The following is an 18,596-nucleotide window of genomic DNA, read 5'->3' on the forward strand; positions in this document are numbered from 1 at the left end:
TTAAGTCATGACAGCGATGTTAAACATCGAGCACCACACGATCTCGGCCGGCGCTCTTTGCTTCATACATCGCTTTATCAGCACAGTTTATTGACTCTTCAACGGCTTGAGATTCCCTGAGAACGGTGACACCAAAGGATGCCGTTACCTGAATATCACCAAATTCAAAATGCTGTTCTGAGATAGCCGAGCGCAGTCGCTCCATCATCTCACCGGCTTGCTCCATGGTTGTACTGGGCATACAGATAAGAAATTCCTCCCCGCCATATCTATAAATTCTGTCGTATGGTCGAAGACGAGACTTTACGCATTGTACGGTTGAGGCTAGCACCGTATCACCCGCAGCATGACCGTATGAATCGTTGATCCTCTTGAAATGATCAAGATCTAACATAGCCAGTGCGTAGGTTTGCTTTCCCCTAAGAACAAGAGAGTGCTGTTTTCGAAGATCAGTAAGCAAACCTGCTCGTGTTTGAGCTTCGGTCAGTGAATCTCTATTTTTAAGGGTTTCAGCAAACTCATGTCGTGCCGCCCAAATTTCTCGCCGCATTCTTTCTCGACCACTTTCAAAATTATCCCAGTCGTCAACAGGAATAACTAAACCATCCGAAATCCGCTGAAATAAATGTCGCGCACCACTATGTACTTTTTTATGTGCTTCAAAAAGTGATTTAAGCTGCTGACTTTCAATAAAAAAACTTTCAGAGTGATCTTCATACCATTTCCCGAAAGCGCATTTTAGATGTGCATCTGGCATCAAATCTGATTGATCGGGTGATACCCGAGAAACCAATACGCGCAGCAAATTTTTGTACCACTGATCATGGAGATAAATCGCATGGTCAAGTTCTGCAATACCAGCCTGCAATTGTTGATTAGTTAAAGATTCCAAATTTATGTCTCTTCGAAGTTTAACAGTGCCAGTGATAGTCAAAAACCATTGCAAGAAGACGGCCTGACTCCCGCATGACATTTAATTCGTCAGTACTTTTCAGAGTTACACTAGCCACCGACAGCCTTCCTTATGTCTACGTCGGCCAACTTCATTTGGTCACGCATGATATCCGAAAAAGACATGCTGGGGTTCGACTCGGCAAGCATACCTACTTTTATCCAATACTCGGCCTGAGCATTAATAGAGCGAACCATAACTGAACTCGCCTTGCGAATTTCCCCATGCAGTTCGTCATCAATTTTGACAATTCCCATAGCAGCCCCTGAATATATAGAGTGTATACGAATCGTATATTTTTAATGAAGAGTTTGCAATGAAGACAATATCTAATTTACCGCTAACGTTGCGAATCTGCTGTAATCTTTTGTTATAGGGAAACTTCCTTTAACCCAATCTCATCAGCAAAACCACCGACCATAACCTTGAGAATAACCTGTTCGTTCAACTCAACTGACGCTGTAATTCTTGAAACGCAGCCCATTGCCCGACCTTGCTCGAAAGTAAAGCAATTGGAATGCTCGCCAGGAAAGTGCTTGGTCAAATAGCATGCTAATGCTCCACTAGCACTTCCTGTTGCTGACTCTTCCGGAATACCAAACAAAGGTGCGAAATTCCGGCAACTCGCTGTCAGCTCACTGCCTTTCTCACACAACTCAAAAGCATGGATGCCAACAACATTATGTTTTTGACAGAAGTTACTGAGTAGGCGGTCATTCACTTGAATTTCATCTAAATACCCAAGTGGTACCGGAACAATAATATCAGGCAAACCTGTTGAAATAACCTCTATAGGAAGCTGAGTTGATTCGAGTACTGTCGAGTCAATTCCAATTAACTCAGATATATCTCCGGCGGCAAACACCCCGAGATATTCAGGCAACTTCTGCTCCATAACTATATGGCCATCGGACTCTACAGTTACAGCAAGCACTCCTGCTTTAGTCCTTTGAATATACTGGCCTTCGGTTACAATTCCTTTTCTATACATTGTTGAAAATGCAGCTAACGTTGCGTGACCACAAAAATCAACTTCGTCCGTTACCGTAAAAAAAGACAACTCAAAGTCGACTTCATCATCTTGAGACACAAACGCAGTTTCTGAATAACCAACGGCTTGTGCTATTTCTAATTTTTCTTCATTAGACAGGTTATCCGCCTGCAACACGACACCTGCCGGGTTTCCTCCCGTGCCGTCGGCAGTAAAGGAGTTAACCAAAAACGCTTCAACTCTCATTCTCGAAACATCCACCGCAGAGCATTTGCCGCCTGCTCGGGCGGGAGAGCCAGAATATTTTTATATATTTCCATTGTCATAATGCATACCTTACCTTTATCTACGTTTTTAGCAGTAGGGTTCTTTATCATCGAAATATCATCACCAAACTTGGTATATATACCGGCGAGAATTGGCCCTAAATAGGGCATGACATCGCTGTCAGAGGGAATCTTTTTCTTAGAGTCAGATGTCTTTATAATTTTATCGAGTGCCAATAAGTCTTTTTTTTGCGTTTCTTGAGAAAAGACTTTTCGACCATCAACTCCTCCTTCAACCTGAGGAAATAGGAATCTATAACAAAGCCCTAACCCTTGCCTTTGCAGTTCCTCCATCGATGAAACCATTACATTCATGTAAGCCAAAATAGCTTCATCTGATGCATGCGGAAGTCTGGACTCAACCAAACCAGCAATTTGTGTTCTTATTAGGTCTATGGTTTGCTGCTGGCTATAGTCATTCCTGGCCGCATCGGCTATAGAATCCTTAAGTTTTTGATATATCACGGGTTCATGCTTTTTAATACTGACAAACGCAGGAACCTCATCAAATACTGATTCAACATCTGATTTGGCTTTGTAGGCATTAACTTCAGGGAGAATAAATTGTTTCGACAGCGTATTCAGTGTAAAAAACAAAACAATAAACACTATCGTAAACCCTACCTTTTTCTCCTTCTTCTCCTTGTTCTCCTTGTTCTCCTTGTTCTTAACGAATATTAAACTTGCTATTAATGCTGCAATACAACCACTAGCAGCTGCTAATCCTACAGAATACCAATCCACAAAACTCTCCTATTATTCTTATTAGTCGCAAAAAAGAGCCTGCAGCTCATCAATATATTCTGTATGCACAGCCGTAATAAAATCGCCTAGCGGTTGATATATCATTTATCTCCCAGCACCGACGACGACTTAAACGCCTTGTTATACGCTGCCTTCACGTTCTACCACCAGAATTCGAGCCTGGCCTTTGGGGTGAGCAACATGCTCGGTACCAATGGAAGCAAAGAAAATGTCCCCGGCGTTTAGTATCGCAGATTTCACTTCGTTGTTTTCTTTGTACAACATTTCTACAGTGCCATCCATTACAGCGAAAACCTCTTCACCATCATTTACGTGCCACTTATAAGGTTGATCTGTCCAGTGCAACCGAGTCGTAACGCCGTTCATGTTGGCAATATCCTTCGCACCCCATGCCTTATCTGCTGTGAATTGCTGACTTCTAATGACTTCCAATTTATTATCCTCCTTACTGCTACTTTTAAAAACGCATCGGCGAAGTGGAGACGAAAATAAACGTCACCGTACAGGCTAAATTATAAGGAATGTTGCTCCCACTGCTCTCTGTTTATCTTATACAAAACATGCTCGCAAAGCGGGTGAGAAGGTTCTAAGTCCGGATGCTTAAAATTACAGGCATAGGACATTCCAGTTTTTTTCATGACGGCTTGAGAACGCATGTTTTGCGCTGTTGTAAAAGAGACCACCTCTTCTAAACCCAAGTGAGTAAAAGCATAGTGCAGTGACGCTTTAGCAGCTTCAGTCGCGTAACCCATGCCCCAATATGGTTTCGCCAGGCGCCAGCCAACTTCAACACATGGTGAGAACGGCATATTCTCTTTGGGGGTATGCAACCCGACGAATCCAATAAATTTACTCTGACCAGGGAGCTCTACAGCCCAGAAGCCCCAACCTCGATCAGCAATGAGAGACTGAATTCGTCTTCCCCCGCTGTAACTTTCTTCCTCCGTTAAAAGCTTCGGAAAAAACTCCATCACGTCCTTATCACTACACATATGCGAAAAGGGCAGGAGGTCTTCTTCATCCCATTGCCGAAGTATGAGTCTTTCCGTTCTAATCATAATTCATGTCATTTGACGCCGTGTTTGTTAGATGCTTATCTCTTTTACTATTGCCCACAAGGATAAGACTATGCTGGCAATAAAGCCCAGGGCCACGAGCCCTAATAAGGTATAGAACCCAAATCGAAAGGCGTTCACAATGCATTCGTAAGCTACAAACAGCGGTGGCTTTGCTTTTAATGGAAGGCTTTCTGTCCGAGAATTCGTGCTGAAATAGGCTGTGTAAATTGAATAAAATACACCCATCGCCATCCCAACATAGGTGACTGAGAAATATGCTTCAAGAAAATGTATCCAGCCCACTTTTTATCCTATATACATGTAATGCTTTAAACAGCGGCTCAGTTTCCAGCGTCCGATGCCTTCACTTGTTAACAGGTTCTAGTCGACTTTCGAAATGAAGTCGCGAACCTCGTCAGAACGTAATGGCCTCACTAGACGAGCTACTTCATTGCCATTGTGCAAGAGTATCAGAGTCGGCCAAAGCTTTACCTTGAACGCACGCCCCAGTGGTTTGCCCTTTCCGTCGTATATTTTGATATGACGCAGCTCTGAATGTTCAGTTACTGCTTCTTTTATCGCGGAACTTGCAGCCTGACAGTGTCCACACCAGGGCGCGCCAAACTCAAGTACAACGTCACCGGATAACTCGCCAGTTTGTTCAAAGGTAAACGCTTCTTCTGCGTAATCGGAGTTAGAGCCAATACCATCGGTTTTCATTCCACCTACTCCTGAATAGAATTTACAAGAATGCCCAATAAAGCTATCGCTGTGTTTGGCTTTGTTAAGTAATTACAGCTGCCTAGTAACAGGTACCTTAGTCTTTATTTAGCATTTTCGATGCGTCTTAACATAATACTTCCCATGAGCGTTGGGATCTTTGACTGCCGGGAAACCAGCATTTCCTCGTAGCCCCCAACCGCCTCCATGCCATGCACCGCCGACCAAAAAACACCCTCCCCATCATCTTCCTTATTACGCTCAAATACAGCGAATATGGCAGGGTAGAATTTCTGTGGATCATCCGACGCGAAAACTCGCTCAAGTAAGCCTTCAAAAGCCAGCCAATTACCATCTACTGGCTCAAAATTCTCTATTTTTTCTGTGAGTTCAGAAGTTTTCATATTCACTTAATCCCGGAGCAAGCGCGCCGCATTTTGGCGTCGGTTTGCCTACGACTGTTATATGCAATTTGCAACATGCGCTTTAAGCTCCTTTTCAGACCAGTGCTCCAGTTCAAGGACTGCAGCGTAGGGGTCTCCAGAAATTCCCATAACCCGACAAATGGCAGGCTCGGTTCTGAGACCGCTCTCTTTAAGCTGCCGTATCCTGTCGATGAACTCCTTGCCCCCGATTTTTACAAGGCGTTTCATTACCTGATAATGGCGAAATGCCGCCTGCAACTCCACTGGCGTTTTCGACGCATAGACTTCAATTAAAAATTGGTTACAGTGAAACTGACCTAAAACGTGATCTTTGTGTGGCCGCATACTGTAAGCTTCATAGCCGGAATATGCCGACTCAAATGCCTCAATAAAAGCTTCTTGTTCCTGGTACGTACAAACGATATCGATGTCGCTTTCCTTCGTATCCAGAGAAACAAATATCGTACTAACGACTTCCGGCGAATATGCGTTGAGTTTAATCAGAATTCCCGATTCTTCTATCGCTTTGTTGGCGCGGGCGATCTTGCTATTCATTCCAGCCTATTGTTATCTTTTTTTGATTTAAACACATAGAACCTAAATATTAGAGCCTGAAGCGTAGCTGCCACACCAAAAACAATACCCGTTTCTAAGCCACCAAATGTTGCTATAGCTAATACTATCAATGCGCCGGGCAACAAATAGTATAGGTATTTCGGCTCTGACCACTTACATATTGCCCAATGAAACGGGAGACCGATAGTAAGCCAACCAACAACAGATACAGCTAGGTAAACTGAAGCAACCCACCCAAATAATGCCAGGAAATCTTGTATTGGATACATAAAAACTGGAATACCAATTTCATAAAAAGAGTAGCCCACTCCGAGAAGTAGAACCCACCCAATACTGCGGAATATTGCCCCATCCCAATTACCCATTAACGCTGACTCCTTATTGTGAGCTTTAGCTTGCATCCCATACCCAATACTTTTGATTGCCTAAGCTAAATAAATATACAGAGCAAGGCATTGGCTTATCAGTTAGATAAGCCAACTTTTCGGGATATTTGAAGTATTCGAATGTCATGTTGTCCTTACTCGTAACGCCGCCCATCAGTTGCCTATTCGGAGCGTAGCGGAGAATGGGTCGGATGCTTGGGCTTGTTATGTAAGCTCAATCCACCCTTAGTTGAATCTCTGCACCATCTGGAAGGTCATCGATTTGCTTTGCAACGTCGCCTGAAAATCGAACAAGCTCAACCAGCGGAGCGATCTTGATGTTTGAAATGGCATATTCCCCCCCAAGCACACCGGGGATGACCAAGCTATATTTCGTGCCTTCGGAAAGCTCACCTAAACTTGCTCTTGCCTGCTCGACAAGTGTTTCCATACACCAATCTTCCAAAAACTCCTGCTCAGAAGACAGACGAACCAACTCGTCTCGGGTGTTAGCTAGAACCTCACAGTAAGCATCTTCAGGGCACAAACGCCAGTATTTGCCCTCAACATCTTCGATCATAAGGTTGCCAAAGTCGTTCTCTCCTACGATTTCAACAGGGTTGATACCAACCCAACCCCACGATTCTCTAATTTCCTGAATGATGCTCATGATTTCCTCTACTGCCCCAGCGAGCTTGCGAGCGAGTTAATGCGCTTATTATACGAATTTTCCAACTTACACACCGCGGGTCATAAATTGGCTATTAGCATTTAACTTGTAATCGCTAAACGGCCCACAGTCCATGAAGCCAAACTTTTTATAGAGTTTACGAGCTGGTGCAAAATAGCTTTGAGTTCCTGTTTCTAAGCTAACTGACGTATAGCCCTGTTGCTTAGCAAAATTGAGCAGGTGTAACAATAATTTTGAAGCGACACCTTTACCTCTAAATGAGTGGGCAGTACGCATTGATTTAATTTCTGCGTCTTCGGATGAGAGACTTTTAATTGCAATGCAACCTGCCAATGTTTCATTTTCCCACGCGCTGAAAAAAGTGACCCTAGGGCCCTTAAGCGCATTAATGTCTAATGCATGAACGCACTCGGGAGGCGAGGTGGCATACATATCTGATAAATGTTCTTCCATAAGTGAAATGACTTCACCATCGCTCAAGTCATCATTTTTTATTTCCATATTTTAAACATCCTGGAAATTCGTATAACGCCGCTCAGCACGCGCGGCTGCCTAATGGAGGCGCAGCCGCAATGTAGTATGCGTCGCCGTGACTGGCATTGTTATGTTTTGGCTACTCTTCATCTCGCAGTCTTTTTCTTGCTGCTGAAATAATTTCGGTCCAATCATCTGAAAATGGCTCAGACAGAAGCTTCTCAAAGGTACAAGTTAGATTCCAAAGAGCCCTTTCTTCGGCCTGATCTTGAATGCTGAACACATCGCTAGAAGAGAACCTGGAAAGGAGCTCAAACAAGACCAAGGCTTCATCTTTCGTCAGCTTGATGCTTACTTCTTCCATGCACCCTCAGCAGTATAACGCCCCAATAAAGGGCGAACGTTAGCGAGTCCAGCCCACGTTTTTTGAGGGCTATTTTTCATTGCTTTGTTATGTGTTTTAAGCATGGACTAACCTCTATTAACCTTACCAGTACCATTACAACGATTACAGGGCACGAGCCCCCACGATTCGGATTTTTCGATGTCTCCACAGTGACTACAATCAAAAGGTCTGCCTTTACCTTTGCATGTAGGACATTTGACTTCCCCTTTACCACTGCAAGAAGGACAGTCTTTCATAGGTATATCTTTGTTACTTCCAATACTCATAGTTAAGAGATAATTCACCAATTACACATAATGCCCCGCTAACGCCCAAAGCAGCGGCGCGCGTTAGCGAGTGCGGTGGAGGCCACACTTTTTGTGGCCGGAACAAATTTGAGCGGCTTGTTAAATGTTTGCGCAAACCTTGGCATAAATAACCTTTTGCTTTTGCTCTGATTCTGGTTCCGATTCTACTTTTTCGAAACGCTCGAAAAGCCCAAACCAATACAGCCGCTCGTTCATTGTCATGCCAGCGATACCCTCGATCGCCTCTTTCTTAAATGCGGACCACATTCGGTACAGGTGACTATGCGTTTCTTTGTTTTCAATCCAAGAATTCCCGAAAAACCTCTCGATAGTATCGGCTAGCTCTAGGACATTAGTATCGTCATCCTTCCAGGAGACCAGATGCTTAATTAAACGCGAAACCACATCGTCTTCTGAGAATTTTTCTATTTCCTTGATATATTCGTCGTAGTTCATTCGTGCACTTAACGCTCAAGAAGGGGCGCGCGTATTTCGCGCGTCCTTCTTGCTTGACTTGTTACGTTCTCCGCCCTGAAGTAAATTCACACCGAAAATGAATATTACTAGAGCAGGAAACGCCAAAATAATGCCGAAAAATTGCTGGTAGTCCCGGTCAGAAACAAATGCGCCATATGGTTCCGCTGCCCACAAAAATGCCAAACAACACAATGCCCAACCTGAGCAAGCAATTGTGAATGAGGCTAGCTTTCTGAGACTTATCAGGCTTCCGGGAAGCTTTGGTTCTGATCTTTCGCCTGCCAAAGCCACGTATCCGATACCGCTGAAGGCACCAAAAGCGCTAATAATTCCTGTTATTCCGTTAATTAACTCCCAGCCCATAATTCTCTCTCAAATTAAACGTAACGCCCACATAATGGGCAAAAATACATAGCGCTATAATCGGCGAGCGGCGCTGTACTTTTGTCCCAGCGAGAGTGTTAATGCGCTTGTTAGGTCTTTTGGTTTGTAAGTGAATGAGACACCATGTTCACACCAATAGCGGCAAACACAAATGGTGCTAAATATTTTATATAAACAGCTAATAGCCCGACAGTCACCCATAATCCAGAGAGTTCAGATAAACCTGCATTGTATTCATCTGTAGACTGACTTAAGAACTGAGCTGTGCCCACAGCCAACGTGGAATATAAGATTAAAACGGTACCTTGTATCAGATAGTCCCTATTTGTAGGTGATTCAGCCTTGTAGAGGTTAAATACCCTTTTAAAACCATAAAAAATAACCCCGCAGAGTCCAATGAACCAACAAATAATTGAAAACAAAATTTAAACTCCTGATGAAGAATAAGAGACCTAACGTCTCAATAACCGGCGCAGTTTTACTACATTCAGCGCCGAAGGCGCGAAGTTGATTGACTTGTTATAGTTTTTTCGTAGATAGTGTAACGTTCTTCACTCCAAACAATCTCCTCCCCATTTTCATCCTCATCATTCCATGTAGCGATATAGCCAGCCTCAGTGAAGTTATTGGGTATAGAAACACCATTTTGACTCAAGATTGATTTTCCATTTGGTTCAGTGGGTATAAAGCTATCTAAATATTCTTTATCAAAGAACACTGTTACTTCGCTAGACCAAAGATTTGGGTGGCATAATAAAACCGCCACCCCAGACTTACCATTTTCACTTTCAGGTTTAGCTTTTATAAGGTTTTCAGCAACTTGTAAAAGCTGCCTTATTGCTTCTTGTTTCCACTCCAGCTTTGATTTAGGTCCTTCAATTAATCTATCTAAGGTCCAAATTTTAAAATTTTGATAAAGATCACCTGTCCTCTCAGGGTAAAAACCTTCAAACCCTTTAGCCCATCTCTTTAACGAGCGTATATGTCTTTTAGGATTTCGGACTTTTTCGTTAGGCCTATTGAAGCTTAATCTTCTCATGTTCTACTTTGCCCTGTTAAGCGCTTGTTATGTGTAAAATTTAAAACATGCCTCTTGTAGGAGTTGAGCTACGGGTTATATTTTTTTTTAAGTCTTTCTTTGGTGCTCGCGGTTTAAAGTAGTGGAGAGGAATGAGAGTCCCTTTCTTTTTTGATCTCGAAACAGCTAATACACTTTGGTTAGCGAATCCTCCGCTTGAGGAGCCTTCATCACCTTCCGAGTCACCGTTTACTTTAAGTGATGTTATTTTCTTAGTGTATTCTTTTAGTTGCTCTAAACTGATTCCTTTTTCGAGAATCACGTTAATATCAGATGATATATAGCCATCTAATTCAAAGTATTTACTTATTTCAAGTTCAAGGTATTTATTATCTTTAGCTTCTTTTCCCCCTATTAAAAAGTGCGCATGAGAAGCATCATTCTTTTTCATTTCTTCAGCAGCTAATAAATAGCCAGCTTTACCATTTTCATACTTTGAATATTCCGCCGACAGGTCTGTAAGGCTCTTTTTGAACTCGATGATAAAGAACTCTGAGTCATTGCAAACAACAGTATCCCCAATAGACTCGACGTTGCCATCTAAAGGCATAAAAAGATTGAAAATCTTTTCCTTTGCAGCTTTAAGCACAAATGTATATTCAACTGTTTTTTCCCACCACTTCATATTAGTTCCTTAAACTATACCGTAATGTATTGAAGCCAAAGCCGACTCTGATGAGCACATAACGCCCCTATTCTGGCGCCACAGTAGTTGCCGTGACTTTTGCGAAAGCAAAAGACATGACGACATACTTTGGTCGCTCAGGAACGGTTTGTTATAAAGCGGTCTGATCATTTTATAATGTCCAGAAAACAGAAATTTGGGATGAAGTTTTCTTGGTCGCCCAAAAACTCACTGCTATTAATATCGAGGCCGCCTCTCCAATAGTGCACTGTGCCTGATTCAATTACTGCCACTCCGCAGCACTTGAAAGTTGAACCCACAAAGTATCCATACTGTATTGGGCCACCTACCGAATCGTTTTTTTGGTCTTGTATTATTGTATCAAGCGTGTCCAACAGTGCAATTTTTGAAAGAGTCTTTGTTTTCAGAGCTGCTTCAGCTTGACTTTTTCCAGAGCCGATGACTTCCAACGCTCCATTAGAAGTAAGTATCTCTTTGTAGCTGTGACAATTTGAGGCATCTGTTTCCAGGATATAGGATCGGATCCGGTCTTCATGCGGACACATCCCCGAAAACATAATGCAGGCCGTACCGTTTCTACCAATTGAGGTTGCACAGACTGCTTTCGAAATACTTCTGTATGCAGAGAAAATGAACTTAGCAAGACCGTCCATGCTGAAGTTTGTATAGCCGGGTACATGTTGCAGATTCTCTAGAAGCTCTACAAGTGATTCCTTCAAAGTTAACGAGTTTACAGCACTTCCTGCGAAGCACATTCCTATCTCCAGAGTATGAAATAGTTGCTTCTCCCCTTTCTCATCGCTTGGAGAGTATATCTTTACCGGTAAAGTCAAAACTTTTATGCCGACATCAGCATACGAGTTTTCCGCAGTTTTTAGGCGAGAATCAGAGAAATAGTGAACAGTATCTTCATTTCGCCAAGCAATACATAAAGTCATAGCGACCTCGTAGCTTTATAACGCCAAAAGCAGCGGCAGCGAAGCGGTCCAGCCCGTAGTGCGATGCTGCCTTTTCTTGTTATGTTTTTATTTGATTGAAGTACCATTTAGCTTGTTCCCACTCCATATCTTGAGCCATGTGATAATCGAATTGCCTAGGGTAGCGACGATGCTCTAGTATGTATTTTAAATGCGCATCTGCTATTTCGGGGTCATAGACGCGCCACACCATTCTGCGTATGCCATTCCAAGTCTCACGGATAAGAAATAGTGCATTCCCACCAGCTTTGATCTCCTCATCTAGTCGGTCACAGAAAGGGTCTACGATGTCACGCTCTTCCTGAGAGGGCATACCTTTATCAATAAGCTCTTCGTAATCAATAATAACGGATAAGTGCCAACTAAATATCTTCTTTGGCTCGAAGTCCTTTAATGCAGAGTTAAGAACCCCAATACAAGGTAAGTCATCTTCTTTCCACTCGAGAATACCGAACTCTTCTTCGGGGATGACAACACGAACCTCACTTTCTTTTTGTTCTTCTTTTTTCCCAAATAGTTTCTTTAGCACGAAATTCTCCCTGAAACATAAAGCCTTACTAATGAGCGCAAGCCAAGCGTTTCCCGTCCTTCTGAGTAACTTCCTAGCTGCCCTTAAATACCATACTTAAATTATCTTGGCTTGATAATTGAGGTGGAGTCTCATTACTACGGACTTTGTAAAACCTTACTTTAGGTTGATCAAATCTGTTCGCCACAACATAAAAACTATAAGTAGGAAATTGAGATAGCAGTTTATTCCCCCACAACTCGACTAATTCTTTAGCTATTTCCCAAGCTTTCAGGAAGTCTGAACTTTCTGAGTTGTACCATGGTTCTTCTTCAAGTTCAGCATTGTTATCAAAGTAGTCAAGAACGGCTGTAACTGACAGAAATAACTCATTGTCTTCAGGTTCTCGGGAAGCAAGAGAATTTGAGTTAGTGTTTAGGTTATTCAACTCCCACTCCGGAATTACGAGACCATTTATATCAATAAAGTTTGGATTATAGAGAATGTTTAAATCTTCCATGAATTTCCTAAGGCTGCTAACGCCGAGCTTTGCAGCTAGTTTGGAGCGCAGCGGAAAACCAGTCCGACAACATGCGCCTGTTAATTTTCGTTTCTAGCACGCTTGAAGTTTCCACATGCCAAAAGGGTTATTGAACAACGAGCTTTCTCCGTAATAAATCGGAGGATGCGCTTTAATTCGGTATGCGGGTGAATCTGAATCGACTGAAAAGGTTTGCCCTTCCTTTATTACAGGAGATTCAGATAATAAATAATGCGTAAACACCCTTAGCAGTTCACTTGGATTTTCAGATTCGCTGCTATTGACGATAGCATCAGGTAATCCAAAATTATGCATACCACAGGAATAAGTACTCTCTGAAGTTATGTATACGACGTATGACGAGTGACTTTTAAACAAATAATTGTATTTGCATTGCTCTTTCCAATCTTTTGGAGGGTGAGATAAACCAGAACTTTCAACTTTAACCCCGTAGCCGCCAGCGTCAAGTAATGCGTTAGCAGCATTCATTATTGAGTGTGCGGACTCTATAGACCCACCTTTAGCAATTAGATAGCAAACTGACTTATGAGAGGAGATAAGTTCCATTTCTGCTGTATTTTTCCAGTGAGGCCCGGAGGCTTCAAAAGCCGATAGCATTCTTTCATCTACACCACAAAAATCCAGCTCATAAGACTGTTTCGTTTCTAAGTTCATCAAGACCATGCCAGAAAAAATATAGCCTCCGCTATCTTTTACTATACTTTGAACAAGCTCGCTACGATCAGCCCATGGACCAGGTATACATAAAACGATTTCCATTTCTTTCTCTGACATTCACATATCTCAATTTAGAAAACTAACGGCTTATGGGGGCCGCTTGTTAAAAGTTTTTTCTTCGAGTACTACGCTGAAACCAAGCACGACTGAACGGCATACACCTTGTACCAGCAGATTCTGTATATTTAATGCCACTATCTGTGACAATTTCGCACTCACAAGTACAAGGCTCACCGTACATGCCTAACTTGTGTAGTTTTGCAGCATACTCAACATCAAAGTTTGCGTGAACAACTGCTGAGCTAACCCAATAAAGAGGAATTGATCTTGAGTTGAGCATCTTTAGAAACTTGCTTCGCCACATAATGACCAAAGGCTCGAATGCTTCTGATGGTGGGCAAATATTAGATTGAATTAAATCAATACTTACTTTTGCACCACTGTTGTTCTCGGCCAAGTCATACAGCTTTGCTAGCTCCCAATAACCATCAAAATCATTGTTCCTACTAACAAACGAGCTTACTACTCCCTGAGCGATATTTTTCAATTCCTTACGACGAGGCATATTTATACTTATAACGCCGGGCTTTGCGGCGGTTTGGGAGGAGTGAAGCGACGGAAAAACCGTCCGTCAGCAGTCCATTGTTATGCCTAACCACGCGACCAGACTCTCTCAGGCGGTTGGCCCAATTGCCATTCAATATAATCATCAGGCGGTCGATCTATATCTATTATGTGCTCAGCAGAGAACGCTATTTCTGCACCGAAACACAGATATACGTCATCCTGCCCTTTCTCGATACACGAAGGTTGAGAATCGAGAATCCCTATATACATATCGCCAATAATTTCTGAAACAATTACAAAAATGCGCTCGCCTAGAACAATAATTTTTCCTTCTTCAACACATTCGATATCGAATATAAGCTTGGCTGCATCCCGCGCCTAAGTGATTTCCGTTCTTCCAGACTAGGAATCCAGAAAGTGTCAGGATCTTTTTCATGACACTCCTCACCATTTCGTAACTCCCAATAGTCCTTATCAAAACTTGCTAATCGCACACGCTCTCCCTTGGGCATAACGCCCGCCATAAACGTTCGAGTGAAACGAGATCCGGCGACCGTAGGGAGCGAATTTAATGGCTCTGTTATGTGTGGATTTCAAAGAGAAGCTCTCCTCCCTTAATACTCAGGTTTCCGAAATCACCTGAAACTTCGAACCCGTCTTCCAGTAAGAAAAGCAAGTCAATATTGCCAAAGTCTGTCTCTCCAGCCGCATCGGTGGACTTTGCCACACTTGCCATGGGTAACAACCCTACGCATTCACTAATATTCTCGAACGCCAGCGTAGCTCTGCGATAGCAAGTGTATTCGTTGGGCTTCGGTGTCATGTAATGCTCAGAAGATGGCCAAATGCTTGCTTCAATATCGAAAATGACATCCCGACCTTCGTGACGCCATCCCAAAACGAATGAATCATTGAGGTCAATGCCCTGGAACAATTTAAGCTCAGTCCACTCCATACTTACCTACACATAACGCCCTGGGTAAGCCGCCGGTGCGGAGCGCAGCGTAGTACCGGTCAGCTTCACCCACTGGTTATACGGATTCACCAGAATTTCCACCATGGTTTTGATTTGGCGGCTGCACCTCGGCTCGATTGCCCAGGAAACAAAATTTCCCCTTGTTCTGCGCTGACATCGAAAAAGCCTACGTTGTGCTTTATGGCCAGTTCACGCATTTTGGGGTTGGCTTCTTCTGCTACAGACCAAGCGAAAGCTGAATAGATAACCTCCTTACCTATGCAGTGATCTGTAACTTTCTCATCATCGGGGTCATCAGACGCCAATGGGCCATTCATAGGAGGAAAGAACTCAATCATTTCTTCGAACCATGCTTTCAGAGCTGGGCTCGTAACGGAATGGTCTTGATAGCTGTGATCTTCAGACCATTCTGTTTGCGCCTGATACCACTCCATGAATTTGGCTCGCTCCGTTGGGGCTGCCGATGGCTCAAAAACCATAAGATCGAAACTCACTGATTACTCCTTTCCGTATAACGCTTGGCTAATGCGCGCGTTTCCGTGTCGCATTGAGACCCTTGTTATGTTTCTGTATTGCGCTCGTTTGCATCTTTAGCCATTTTTTCCATGTAAGCCATCATTTCTTTGTAACCGCGAAACAATTCTTTGGGCATAATGTTTTCGAACTCTGTATCTGAGAGGCCATGGTAATACTCAAAGTATTCTAGGAAAGATACATTGATCGCGTTTAACAGCTCATTTTTACTGCGGCAAAATAGTGAGTTAACCCAATTGAAGCAACTTTTGGCTTCATCAATTTTTCTTTCTGTACAGAGCCTCTCTGCAACACTTTGAAAGCCCCCCATATCAATGTGGAGTAAACCTTCATTATATTCTACATCTTCTTTAAGCTCGGGATATCGAATAAGAAGCTGCTCATAGAACTCATCAATAAGTTCTTTATCACTCGCTACCTCATCCCACTCAGGGTAATTCACTGATCTCTCCTAGAAACATATCGCCCGCATAAAGGGCAATATCACGTAGGCTAAAATGAGAGCGAAGCGACTGAGCCTACGTGATGTTGTCCCAGCGAGCCTGCGAGCGATTTAATGCGTTTGTTAGGGCTTGGAACCAGCAACTGCCATTGCGCATAAAATCCTTTTTTTCTTAGTCTCTTCTGCCTCACAACTCTGAAGCTCTTTATAAGCTTCAAAAAATCTTTCAGGAACCGCCACACCTTTAAGCTCTCTTAAACAAACTTCAGCAATGTAGGATGAAAATATTTCACTCTCTAAAGTTTCATAATCATATACCTTATTGAGTATTTCGTGCATTGCTAACCCCATCATCTTTTGAACATCCCTAATTTTAGGATAGCTGTTTAACTGCTCTCTAGTCGGCAAAGGTGCAAGCATAGATTCCTTTGATAGCCCTTCTTCTTTGTTCACAATTGCGGAACGTGCCATGCTAGCAAGTGAAAAACAGACCTTAACTTTGTCAGGCTCTAAACCTGACAAAGAATTATCACCTTCGCCAATTTGTTTTTTATTGTAAGGTTCCGAACTAACCTTATCTCCTGTACCAGAGCACGAAATAAGTGTAAAAATAGCTAATATGAGAATTAGAGATTTCAAGTCTACACCTCTTCTTATTATGGGGCTCTAACGCCCGAGCACAGCGGCAGGCAAAGCTGGTATGTAATTGCGCCAGCAATTTAAGTAGCAGGTTTGACAGTCCGTTTCTGCTTGTTAGGCTTATTTTATGCTGCACAGTACCGTATCTCCTGTTTCATGCGCGAAATACTCGGCAATTAGATAGTGAGGATCGTGATCTTCATGGTATTGAATGCCGGAAGCCTTGTGCTCTAATTTAAACCTGTACTTAAGATATACATTATTGCTTTTAGGTCTTGGCCATACCCCAACACCTTCTATTTCGTTACCCTTTTCAAGCTCTTTATCAATGATTTCTTTTATACGTGGATGAAGATCCAATGGCAACTTTTTTGATAATGGCTTTGATTCTTTCGGTGTGTTCTTATTTGGCCACATAGGATAGATTTTACGAATGCAAGGCACACATAACCCGCCAGTCTTTTTCTTCGTTTCTGGCAGCACTAGCTTTCCGCATTCATTACACGGTTCTTTCATATTGAGAGCCTAACCCCGCTATAAAAGGCGCGCCTTAGCGCGTCCAGTGAAGGCCGTCTTTTGGCCGGAACGATTTTTGATAGCCTTGTTATCCTGTGACCTATACATAGTATTTATACTATTGCTGAAACCAGCGTCCTGAGCGTATAACGGATTGATCTCTTCCGCATGTAATGCGTACAGCATTTGAAATAGCCCCATTAGCTCGCCCATGATCTTTTTCTGTTAGAAACGACTCTACTACTTCTTTAGGTGAATGAAGTATGAGATCCAAATATTTGCGCTGCTCTAATTCATCGAGCCACGTTTCTTTTAATTGAAAAGGATGGTGAAGTGCGGCTTGAAGAAAAGCTGCTCTTTCTTCGTCCTTCTCAATCACTGAATAGTCCTTCTCCAACAATGGGATCGTAACGCTAAATTCCGCATGTCCACTCGCTACACTAATTTCGAGTGAAAATCCTTCCTCATTAGATTGGAGTATCATTCTTAGGTTATGAAATACTTTCTTTGTCACTCCGTTTACTCTCAAGCTAGATTCGTAGTCGGTCCTAAAAAGGGATAACGCCCGGCTCACCGGAAAATGGGAGCGCAGCGACTATTTTTTCCGGTGCAGCTACTTGTTAGCAGATATTGCATCGTGTGAATTTGAAATATTACTATCATACAGCTCATTAAACTCTGTTATTGAGTTACAGTTTTTCCACAAGCTTACGATGTACTCGAACTCATCTTGAAATGGTTTCTCAAAGGCTTGAACATCAGTAGCATATTCACAATTTCTGGAGAGCATAACTAGCCAATAAGGGTGATCTAGTTTGTAGTAGAGTTTCCAAAGCCTTTTTTCTAATTCAAAGATATCTATTTCTGAGCTGTAAAATAGGTCATGAAGAAAAACAACGTATTTACCTGCCCAATATTCATCACCTCTTTTTCCTGGTGCAATAAAAGTCTCTAGAATTTCTGTAGTTAATTGCTTTATTTCACCTTCTTCGTTAGAACTTGCCAGCAATATAATGCTCTCATTGCCTTGTTCTTCATTAATCATCAGCCGCTGGACGGCCCAATCGACACAGTCATGCCATTCTCCGAGAGAGAACTTGGCTTTTATGTATGTATCATGTAACTCATCGATCTTATTCATAAGACTTCTAACGCTTATACCTCGCGCGAGTGTAACGAGTCGCTGTGCCTATGATTGTTATAATGCGGCTAAATTTCATCTCTAAGCCGGTTTCGTGCATTTTCAATTATGTTTCCCCAGTCACTAGAAAATGGTTCGGTCAATGCTTTTTCAAATACACAAGTAAGATTCCATAAGGCTTTTTCTTCTGCTTGGTCTTGAATACTCAATTTATCATCATTAGAAAACCTTGATAAGAAATCAAATAGAACTAAGGCTTCATCTTTCGTTAACTTAATTCCTACTTTATCCATAAATCACTCTAGCTTTATAACTTCGCGCACAACGGCGGTTTGAACGCAGTGAGAACCGTCCCGCGCCTTCAGGCGCGAATTGCTGCGCCTTATTATACGGGGA

The 18,596-nt window shown here is 42.6% G+C and carries 31 protein-coding genes; all 31 read right to left on the reverse strand.

Translation table 11 applies throughout. The features are described 5' to 3' along the window. Positions 1–19: 19 nt before the first annotated feature. Positions 20–892 carry a diguanylate cyclase gene (locus tag ACN0TF_RS11520; protein ID WP_417442044.1) on the reverse strand — a complete coding sequence of 291 codons (873 nt, stop codon included), beginning with the start codon at positions 890–892 and terminating at the stop codon, positions 20–22. 110 nt (positions 893–1,002) lie between these two features. Then, entirely contained in the window at positions 1,003–1,209 is a 207-nt protein-coding gene (locus ACN0TF_RS11525) for a ParD-like family protein (RefSeq protein ID WP_417442045.1), read from the reverse strand. Between the two features lie 113 nt (positions 1,210–1,322). Further along, positions 1,323–2,189: a PhzF family phenazine biosynthesis protein gene (locus tag ACN0TF_RS11530; protein ID WP_417442046.1), complete on the reverse strand. Its 867-nt coding sequence runs from the start codon at positions 2,187–2,189 to the stop codon at positions 1,323–1,325. Continuing rightward, complete coding sequence (locus ACN0TF_RS11535; protein WP_417442047.1) at positions 2,186–3,013, reverse strand: hypothetical protein; 828 nt, start codon at positions 3,011–3,013, stop codon at positions 2,186–2,188. The genes ACN0TF_RS11530 and ACN0TF_RS11535 overlap by 4 nt, the downstream gene beginning before the upstream one ends. A gap of 141 nt (positions 3,014–3,154) precedes the next feature. Then, entirely contained in the window at positions 3,155–3,466 is a 312-nt protein-coding gene (locus ACN0TF_RS11540) for a cupin (protein WP_417442048.1), read from the reverse strand. Between the two features lie 80 nt (positions 3,467–3,546). Beyond that, on the reverse strand, positions 3,547–4,092 hold the full coding sequence (locus ACN0TF_RS11545; protein ID WP_417442049.1) for a GNAT family N-acetyltransferase: 546 nt from the start codon (positions 4,090–4,092) through the stop codon (positions 3,547–3,549). Positions 4,093–4,473: 381 nt separating this feature from the next. Beyond that, positions 4,474–4,812, reverse strand: coding sequence for a thioredoxin family protein (locus ACN0TF_RS11550; protein WP_417442050.1), 339 nt, complete (start codon positions 4,810–4,812; stop codon positions 4,474–4,476). Between the two features lie 104 nt (positions 4,813–4,916). Then, positions 4,917–5,216 carry a hypothetical protein gene (locus tag ACN0TF_RS11555; RefSeq protein WP_417442051.1) on the reverse strand — a complete coding sequence of 100 codons (300 nt, stop codon included), beginning with the start codon at positions 5,214–5,216 and terminating at the stop codon, positions 4,917–4,919. A 57-nt stretch (positions 5,217–5,273) separates the two neighbouring features. Further along, positions 5,274–5,792, reverse strand: coding sequence for a DUF4269 domain-containing protein (locus ACN0TF_RS11560; RefSeq protein ID WP_417442052.1), 519 nt, complete (start codon positions 5,790–5,792; stop codon positions 5,274–5,276). After that, positions 5,789–6,178 (reverse strand): hypothetical protein, encoded by a 390-nt coding sequence (locus tag ACN0TF_RS11565; RefSeq protein ID WP_417442053.1) that lies wholly within the window; start codon positions 6,176–6,178, stop codon positions 5,789–5,791. Before ACN0TF_RS11565 ends, ACN0TF_RS11560 begins: the two co-directional genes overlap by 4 nt. 235 nt (positions 6,179–6,413) lie before the next feature. Next, the gene (locus ACN0TF_RS11570) at positions 6,414–6,848 is read right to left on the reverse strand and encodes a DUF1851 domain-containing protein (RefSeq protein ID WP_417442054.1); all 435 of its coding nucleotides are present in this window, start codon (positions 6,846–6,848) and stop codon (positions 6,414–6,416) included. Positions 6,849–6,914: 66 nt separating this feature from the next. Next, the gene (locus ACN0TF_RS11575; RefSeq protein ID WP_417442055.1) at positions 6,915–7,370 is read right to left on the reverse strand and encodes a GNAT family N-acetyltransferase; all 456 of its coding nucleotides are present in this window, start codon (positions 7,368–7,370) and stop codon (positions 6,915–6,917) included. A 112-nt stretch (positions 7,371–7,482) separates the two neighbouring features. Continuing rightward, entirely contained in the window at positions 7,483–7,707 is a 225-nt protein-coding gene (locus ACN0TF_RS11580; RefSeq protein WP_417442056.1) for a hypothetical protein, read from the reverse strand. A gap of 428 nt (positions 7,708–8,135) precedes the next feature. Further along, entirely contained in the window at positions 8,136–8,492 is a 357-nt protein-coding gene (locus tag ACN0TF_RS11585; protein ID WP_417442057.1) for a hypothetical protein, read from the reverse strand. Positions 8,493–8,507: 15 nt separating this feature from the next. Further along, positions 8,508–8,876, reverse strand: coding sequence for a hypothetical protein (locus ACN0TF_RS11590; RefSeq protein WP_417442058.1), 369 nt, complete (start codon positions 8,874–8,876; stop codon positions 8,508–8,510). A 110-nt stretch (positions 8,877–8,986) separates the two neighbouring features. Then, the gene (locus ACN0TF_RS11595; RefSeq protein ID WP_417442059.1) at positions 8,987–9,319 is read right to left on the reverse strand and encodes a hypothetical protein; all 333 of its coding nucleotides are present in this window, start codon (positions 9,317–9,319) and stop codon (positions 8,987–8,989) included. 65 nt (positions 9,320–9,384) lie between these two features. Further along, positions 9,385–9,936: a DUF3916 domain-containing protein gene (locus tag ACN0TF_RS11600; protein WP_417442060.1), complete on the reverse strand. Its 552-nt coding sequence runs from the start codon at positions 9,934–9,936 to the stop codon at positions 9,385–9,387. Positions 9,937–9,976: 40 nt separating this feature from the next. Continuing rightward, a complete protein-coding gene (locus ACN0TF_RS11605) occupies positions 9,977–10,600 on the reverse strand; it encodes a hypothetical protein (protein ID WP_417442061.1) in 624 nt (207 codons plus the stop codon). A 167-nt stretch (positions 10,601–10,767) separates the two neighbouring features. Next, positions 10,768–11,559 carry a hypothetical protein gene (locus ACN0TF_RS11610; protein ID WP_417442062.1) on the reverse strand — a complete coding sequence of 264 codons (792 nt, stop codon included), beginning with the start codon at positions 11,557–11,559 and terminating at the stop codon, positions 10,768–10,770. Positions 11,560–11,638: 79 nt separating this feature from the next. Beyond that, positions 11,639–12,127 carry a DUF695 domain-containing protein gene (locus tag ACN0TF_RS11615; protein ID WP_417442063.1) on the reverse strand — a complete coding sequence of 163 codons (489 nt, stop codon included), beginning with the start codon at positions 12,125–12,127 and terminating at the stop codon, positions 11,639–11,641. A gap of 73 nt (positions 12,128–12,200) precedes the next feature. Then, on the reverse strand, positions 12,201–12,626 hold the full coding sequence (locus tag ACN0TF_RS11620) for a hypothetical protein (RefSeq protein WP_417442064.1): 426 nt from the start codon (positions 12,624–12,626) through the stop codon (positions 12,201–12,203). 93 nt (positions 12,627–12,719) lie between these two features. Further along, complete coding sequence (locus tag ACN0TF_RS11625) at positions 12,720–13,442, reverse strand: DUF4261 domain-containing protein (RefSeq protein WP_417442065.1); 723 nt, start codon at positions 13,440–13,442, stop codon at positions 12,720–12,722. Positions 13,443–13,488: 46 nt separating this feature from the next. Then, the gene (locus ACN0TF_RS11630; protein ID WP_417442066.1) at positions 13,489–13,950 is read right to left on the reverse strand and encodes a hypothetical protein; all 462 of its coding nucleotides are present in this window, start codon (positions 13,948–13,950) and stop codon (positions 13,489–13,491) included. Between the two features lie 582 nt (positions 13,951–14,532). After that, the gene (locus ACN0TF_RS11635) at positions 14,533–14,907 is read right to left on the reverse strand and encodes a hypothetical protein (protein ID WP_417442067.1); all 375 of its coding nucleotides are present in this window, start codon (positions 14,905–14,907) and stop codon (positions 14,533–14,535) included. Positions 14,908–14,993: 86 nt separating this feature from the next. Then, a complete protein-coding gene (locus ACN0TF_RS11640; RefSeq protein ID WP_417442068.1) occupies positions 14,994–15,422 on the reverse strand; it encodes a hypothetical protein in 429 nt (142 codons plus the stop codon). 65 nt (positions 15,423–15,487) lie between these two features. Then, positions 15,488–15,904: a hypothetical protein gene (locus ACN0TF_RS11645; RefSeq protein ID WP_417442069.1), complete on the reverse strand. Its 417-nt coding sequence runs from the start codon at positions 15,902–15,904 to the stop codon at positions 15,488–15,490. Positions 15,905–16,027: 123 nt separating this feature from the next. Beyond that, complete coding sequence (locus ACN0TF_RS11650) at positions 16,028–16,543, reverse strand: hypothetical protein (RefSeq protein WP_417442070.1); 516 nt, start codon at positions 16,541–16,543, stop codon at positions 16,028–16,030. Between the two features lie 120 nt (positions 16,544–16,663). Further along, entirely contained in the window at positions 16,664–17,059 is a 396-nt protein-coding gene (locus tag ACN0TF_RS11655; RefSeq protein WP_417442071.1) for a hypothetical protein, read from the reverse strand. 118 nt (positions 17,060–17,177) lie between these two features. Continuing rightward, positions 17,178–17,573 (reverse strand): hypothetical protein, encoded by a 396-nt coding sequence (locus tag ACN0TF_RS11660; RefSeq protein WP_417442072.1) that lies wholly within the window; start codon positions 17,571–17,573, stop codon positions 17,178–17,180. Positions 17,574–17,672: 99 nt separating this feature from the next. Then, positions 17,673–18,200 carry a hypothetical protein gene (locus ACN0TF_RS11665; RefSeq protein ID WP_417442073.1) on the reverse strand — a complete coding sequence of 176 codons (528 nt, stop codon included), beginning with the start codon at positions 18,198–18,200 and terminating at the stop codon, positions 17,673–17,675. 68 nt (positions 18,201–18,268) lie between these two features. After that, the gene (locus ACN0TF_RS11670; RefSeq protein WP_417442074.1) at positions 18,269–18,493 is read right to left on the reverse strand and encodes a hypothetical protein; all 225 of its coding nucleotides are present in this window, start codon (positions 18,491–18,493) and stop codon (positions 18,269–18,271) included. Positions 18,494–18,596: the final 103 nt, after the last annotated feature.

The organism is Idiomarina sp., assembly GCF_048265525.1.
In the GTDB taxonomy this organism is placed as follows: Bacteria; Pseudomonadota; Gammaproteobacteria; order Enterobacterales; family Alteromonadaceae; genus Idiomarina.

Bases quoted from the DNA above. Each gene is read 5' to 3' on its own strand.
- ACN0TF_RS11525 (WP_417442045.1), bottom strand. From the start codon at position 1,209: ATGGGAATTGTCAAAATTGATGACGAACTGCATGGGGAAATTCGCAAG.
- ACN0TF_RS11530 (WP_417442046.1), bottom strand. From the start codon at position 2,189: ATGAGAGTTGAAGCGTTTTTGGTTAACTCCTTTACTGCCGACGGCACG.
- ACN0TF_RS11545 (WP_417442049.1), bottom strand. From the start codon at position 4,092: ATGATTAGAACGGAAAGACTCATACTTCGGCAATGGGATGAAGAAGAC.
- ACN0TF_RS11550 (WP_417442050.1), bottom strand. From the start codon at position 4,812: ATGAAAACCGATGGTATTGGCTCTAACTCCGATTACGCAGAAGAAGCG.
- ACN0TF_RS11555 (WP_417442051.1), bottom strand. From the start codon at position 5,216: ATGAAAACTTCTGAACTCACAGAAAAAATAGAGAATTTTGAGCCAGTA.
- ACN0TF_RS11560 (WP_417442052.1), bottom strand. From the start codon at position 5,792: ATGAATAGCAAGATCGCCCGCGCCAACAAAGCGATAGAAGAATCGGGA.
- ACN0TF_RS11565 (WP_417442053.1), bottom strand. From the start codon at position 6,178: ATGGGTAATTGGGATGGGGCAATATTCCGCAGTATTGGGTGGGTTCTA.
- ACN0TF_RS11570 (WP_417442054.1), bottom strand. From the start codon at position 6,848: ATGAGCATCATTCAGGAAATTAGAGAATCGTGGGGTTGGGTTGGTATC.
- ACN0TF_RS11575 (WP_417442055.1), bottom strand. From the start codon at position 7,370: ATGGAAATAAAAAATGATGACTTGAGCGATGGTGAAGTCATTTCACTT.
- ACN0TF_RS11580 (WP_417442056.1), bottom strand. From the start codon at position 7,707: ATGGAAGAAGTAAGCATCAAGCTGACGAAAGATGAAGCCTTGGTCTTG.
- ACN0TF_RS11585 (WP_417442057.1), bottom strand. From the start codon at position 8,492: ATGAACTACGACGAATATATCAAGGAAATAGAAAAATTCTCAGAAGAC.
- ACN0TF_RS11590 (WP_417442058.1), bottom strand. From the start codon at position 8,876: ATGGGCTGGGAGTTAATTAACGGAATAACAGGAATTATTAGCGCTTTT.
- ACN0TF_RS11600 (WP_417442060.1), bottom strand. From the start codon at position 9,936: ATGAGAAGATTAAGCTTCAATAGGCCTAACGAAAAAGTCCGAAATCCT.
- ACN0TF_RS11605 (WP_417442061.1), bottom strand. From the start codon at position 10,600: ATGAAGTGGTGGGAAAAAACAGTTGAATATACATTTGTGCTTAAAGCT.
- ACN0TF_RS11610 (WP_417442062.1), bottom strand. From the start codon at position 11,559: ATGACTTTATGTATTGCTTGGCGAAATGAAGATACTGTTCACTATTTC.
- ACN0TF_RS11620 (WP_417442064.1), bottom strand. From the start codon at position 12,626: ATGGAAGATTTAAACATTCTCTATAATCCAAACTTTATTGATATAAAT.
- ACN0TF_RS11625 (WP_417442065.1), bottom strand. From the start codon at position 13,442: ATGTCAGAGAAAGAAATGGAAATCGTTTTATGTATACCTGGTCCATGG.
- ACN0TF_RS11630 (WP_417442066.1), bottom strand. From the start codon at position 13,950: ATGCCTCGTCGTAAGGAATTGAAAAATATCGCTCAGGGAGTAGTAAGC.
- ACN0TF_RS11635 (WP_417442067.1), bottom strand. From the start codon at position 14,907: ATGGAGTGGACTGAGCTTAAATTGTTCCAGGGCATTGACCTCAATGAT.
- ACN0TF_RS11655 (WP_417442071.1), bottom strand. From the start codon at position 17,059: ATGAAAGAACCGTGTAATGAATGCGGAAAGCTAGTGCTGCCAGAAACG.
- ACN0TF_RS11665 (WP_417442073.1), bottom strand. From the start codon at position 18,200: ATGAATAAGATCGATGAGTTACATGATACATACATAAAAGCCAAGTTC.
- ACN0TF_RS11670 (WP_417442074.1), bottom strand. From the start codon at position 18,493: ATGGATAAAGTAGGAATTAAGTTAACGAAAGATGAAGCCTTAGTTCTA.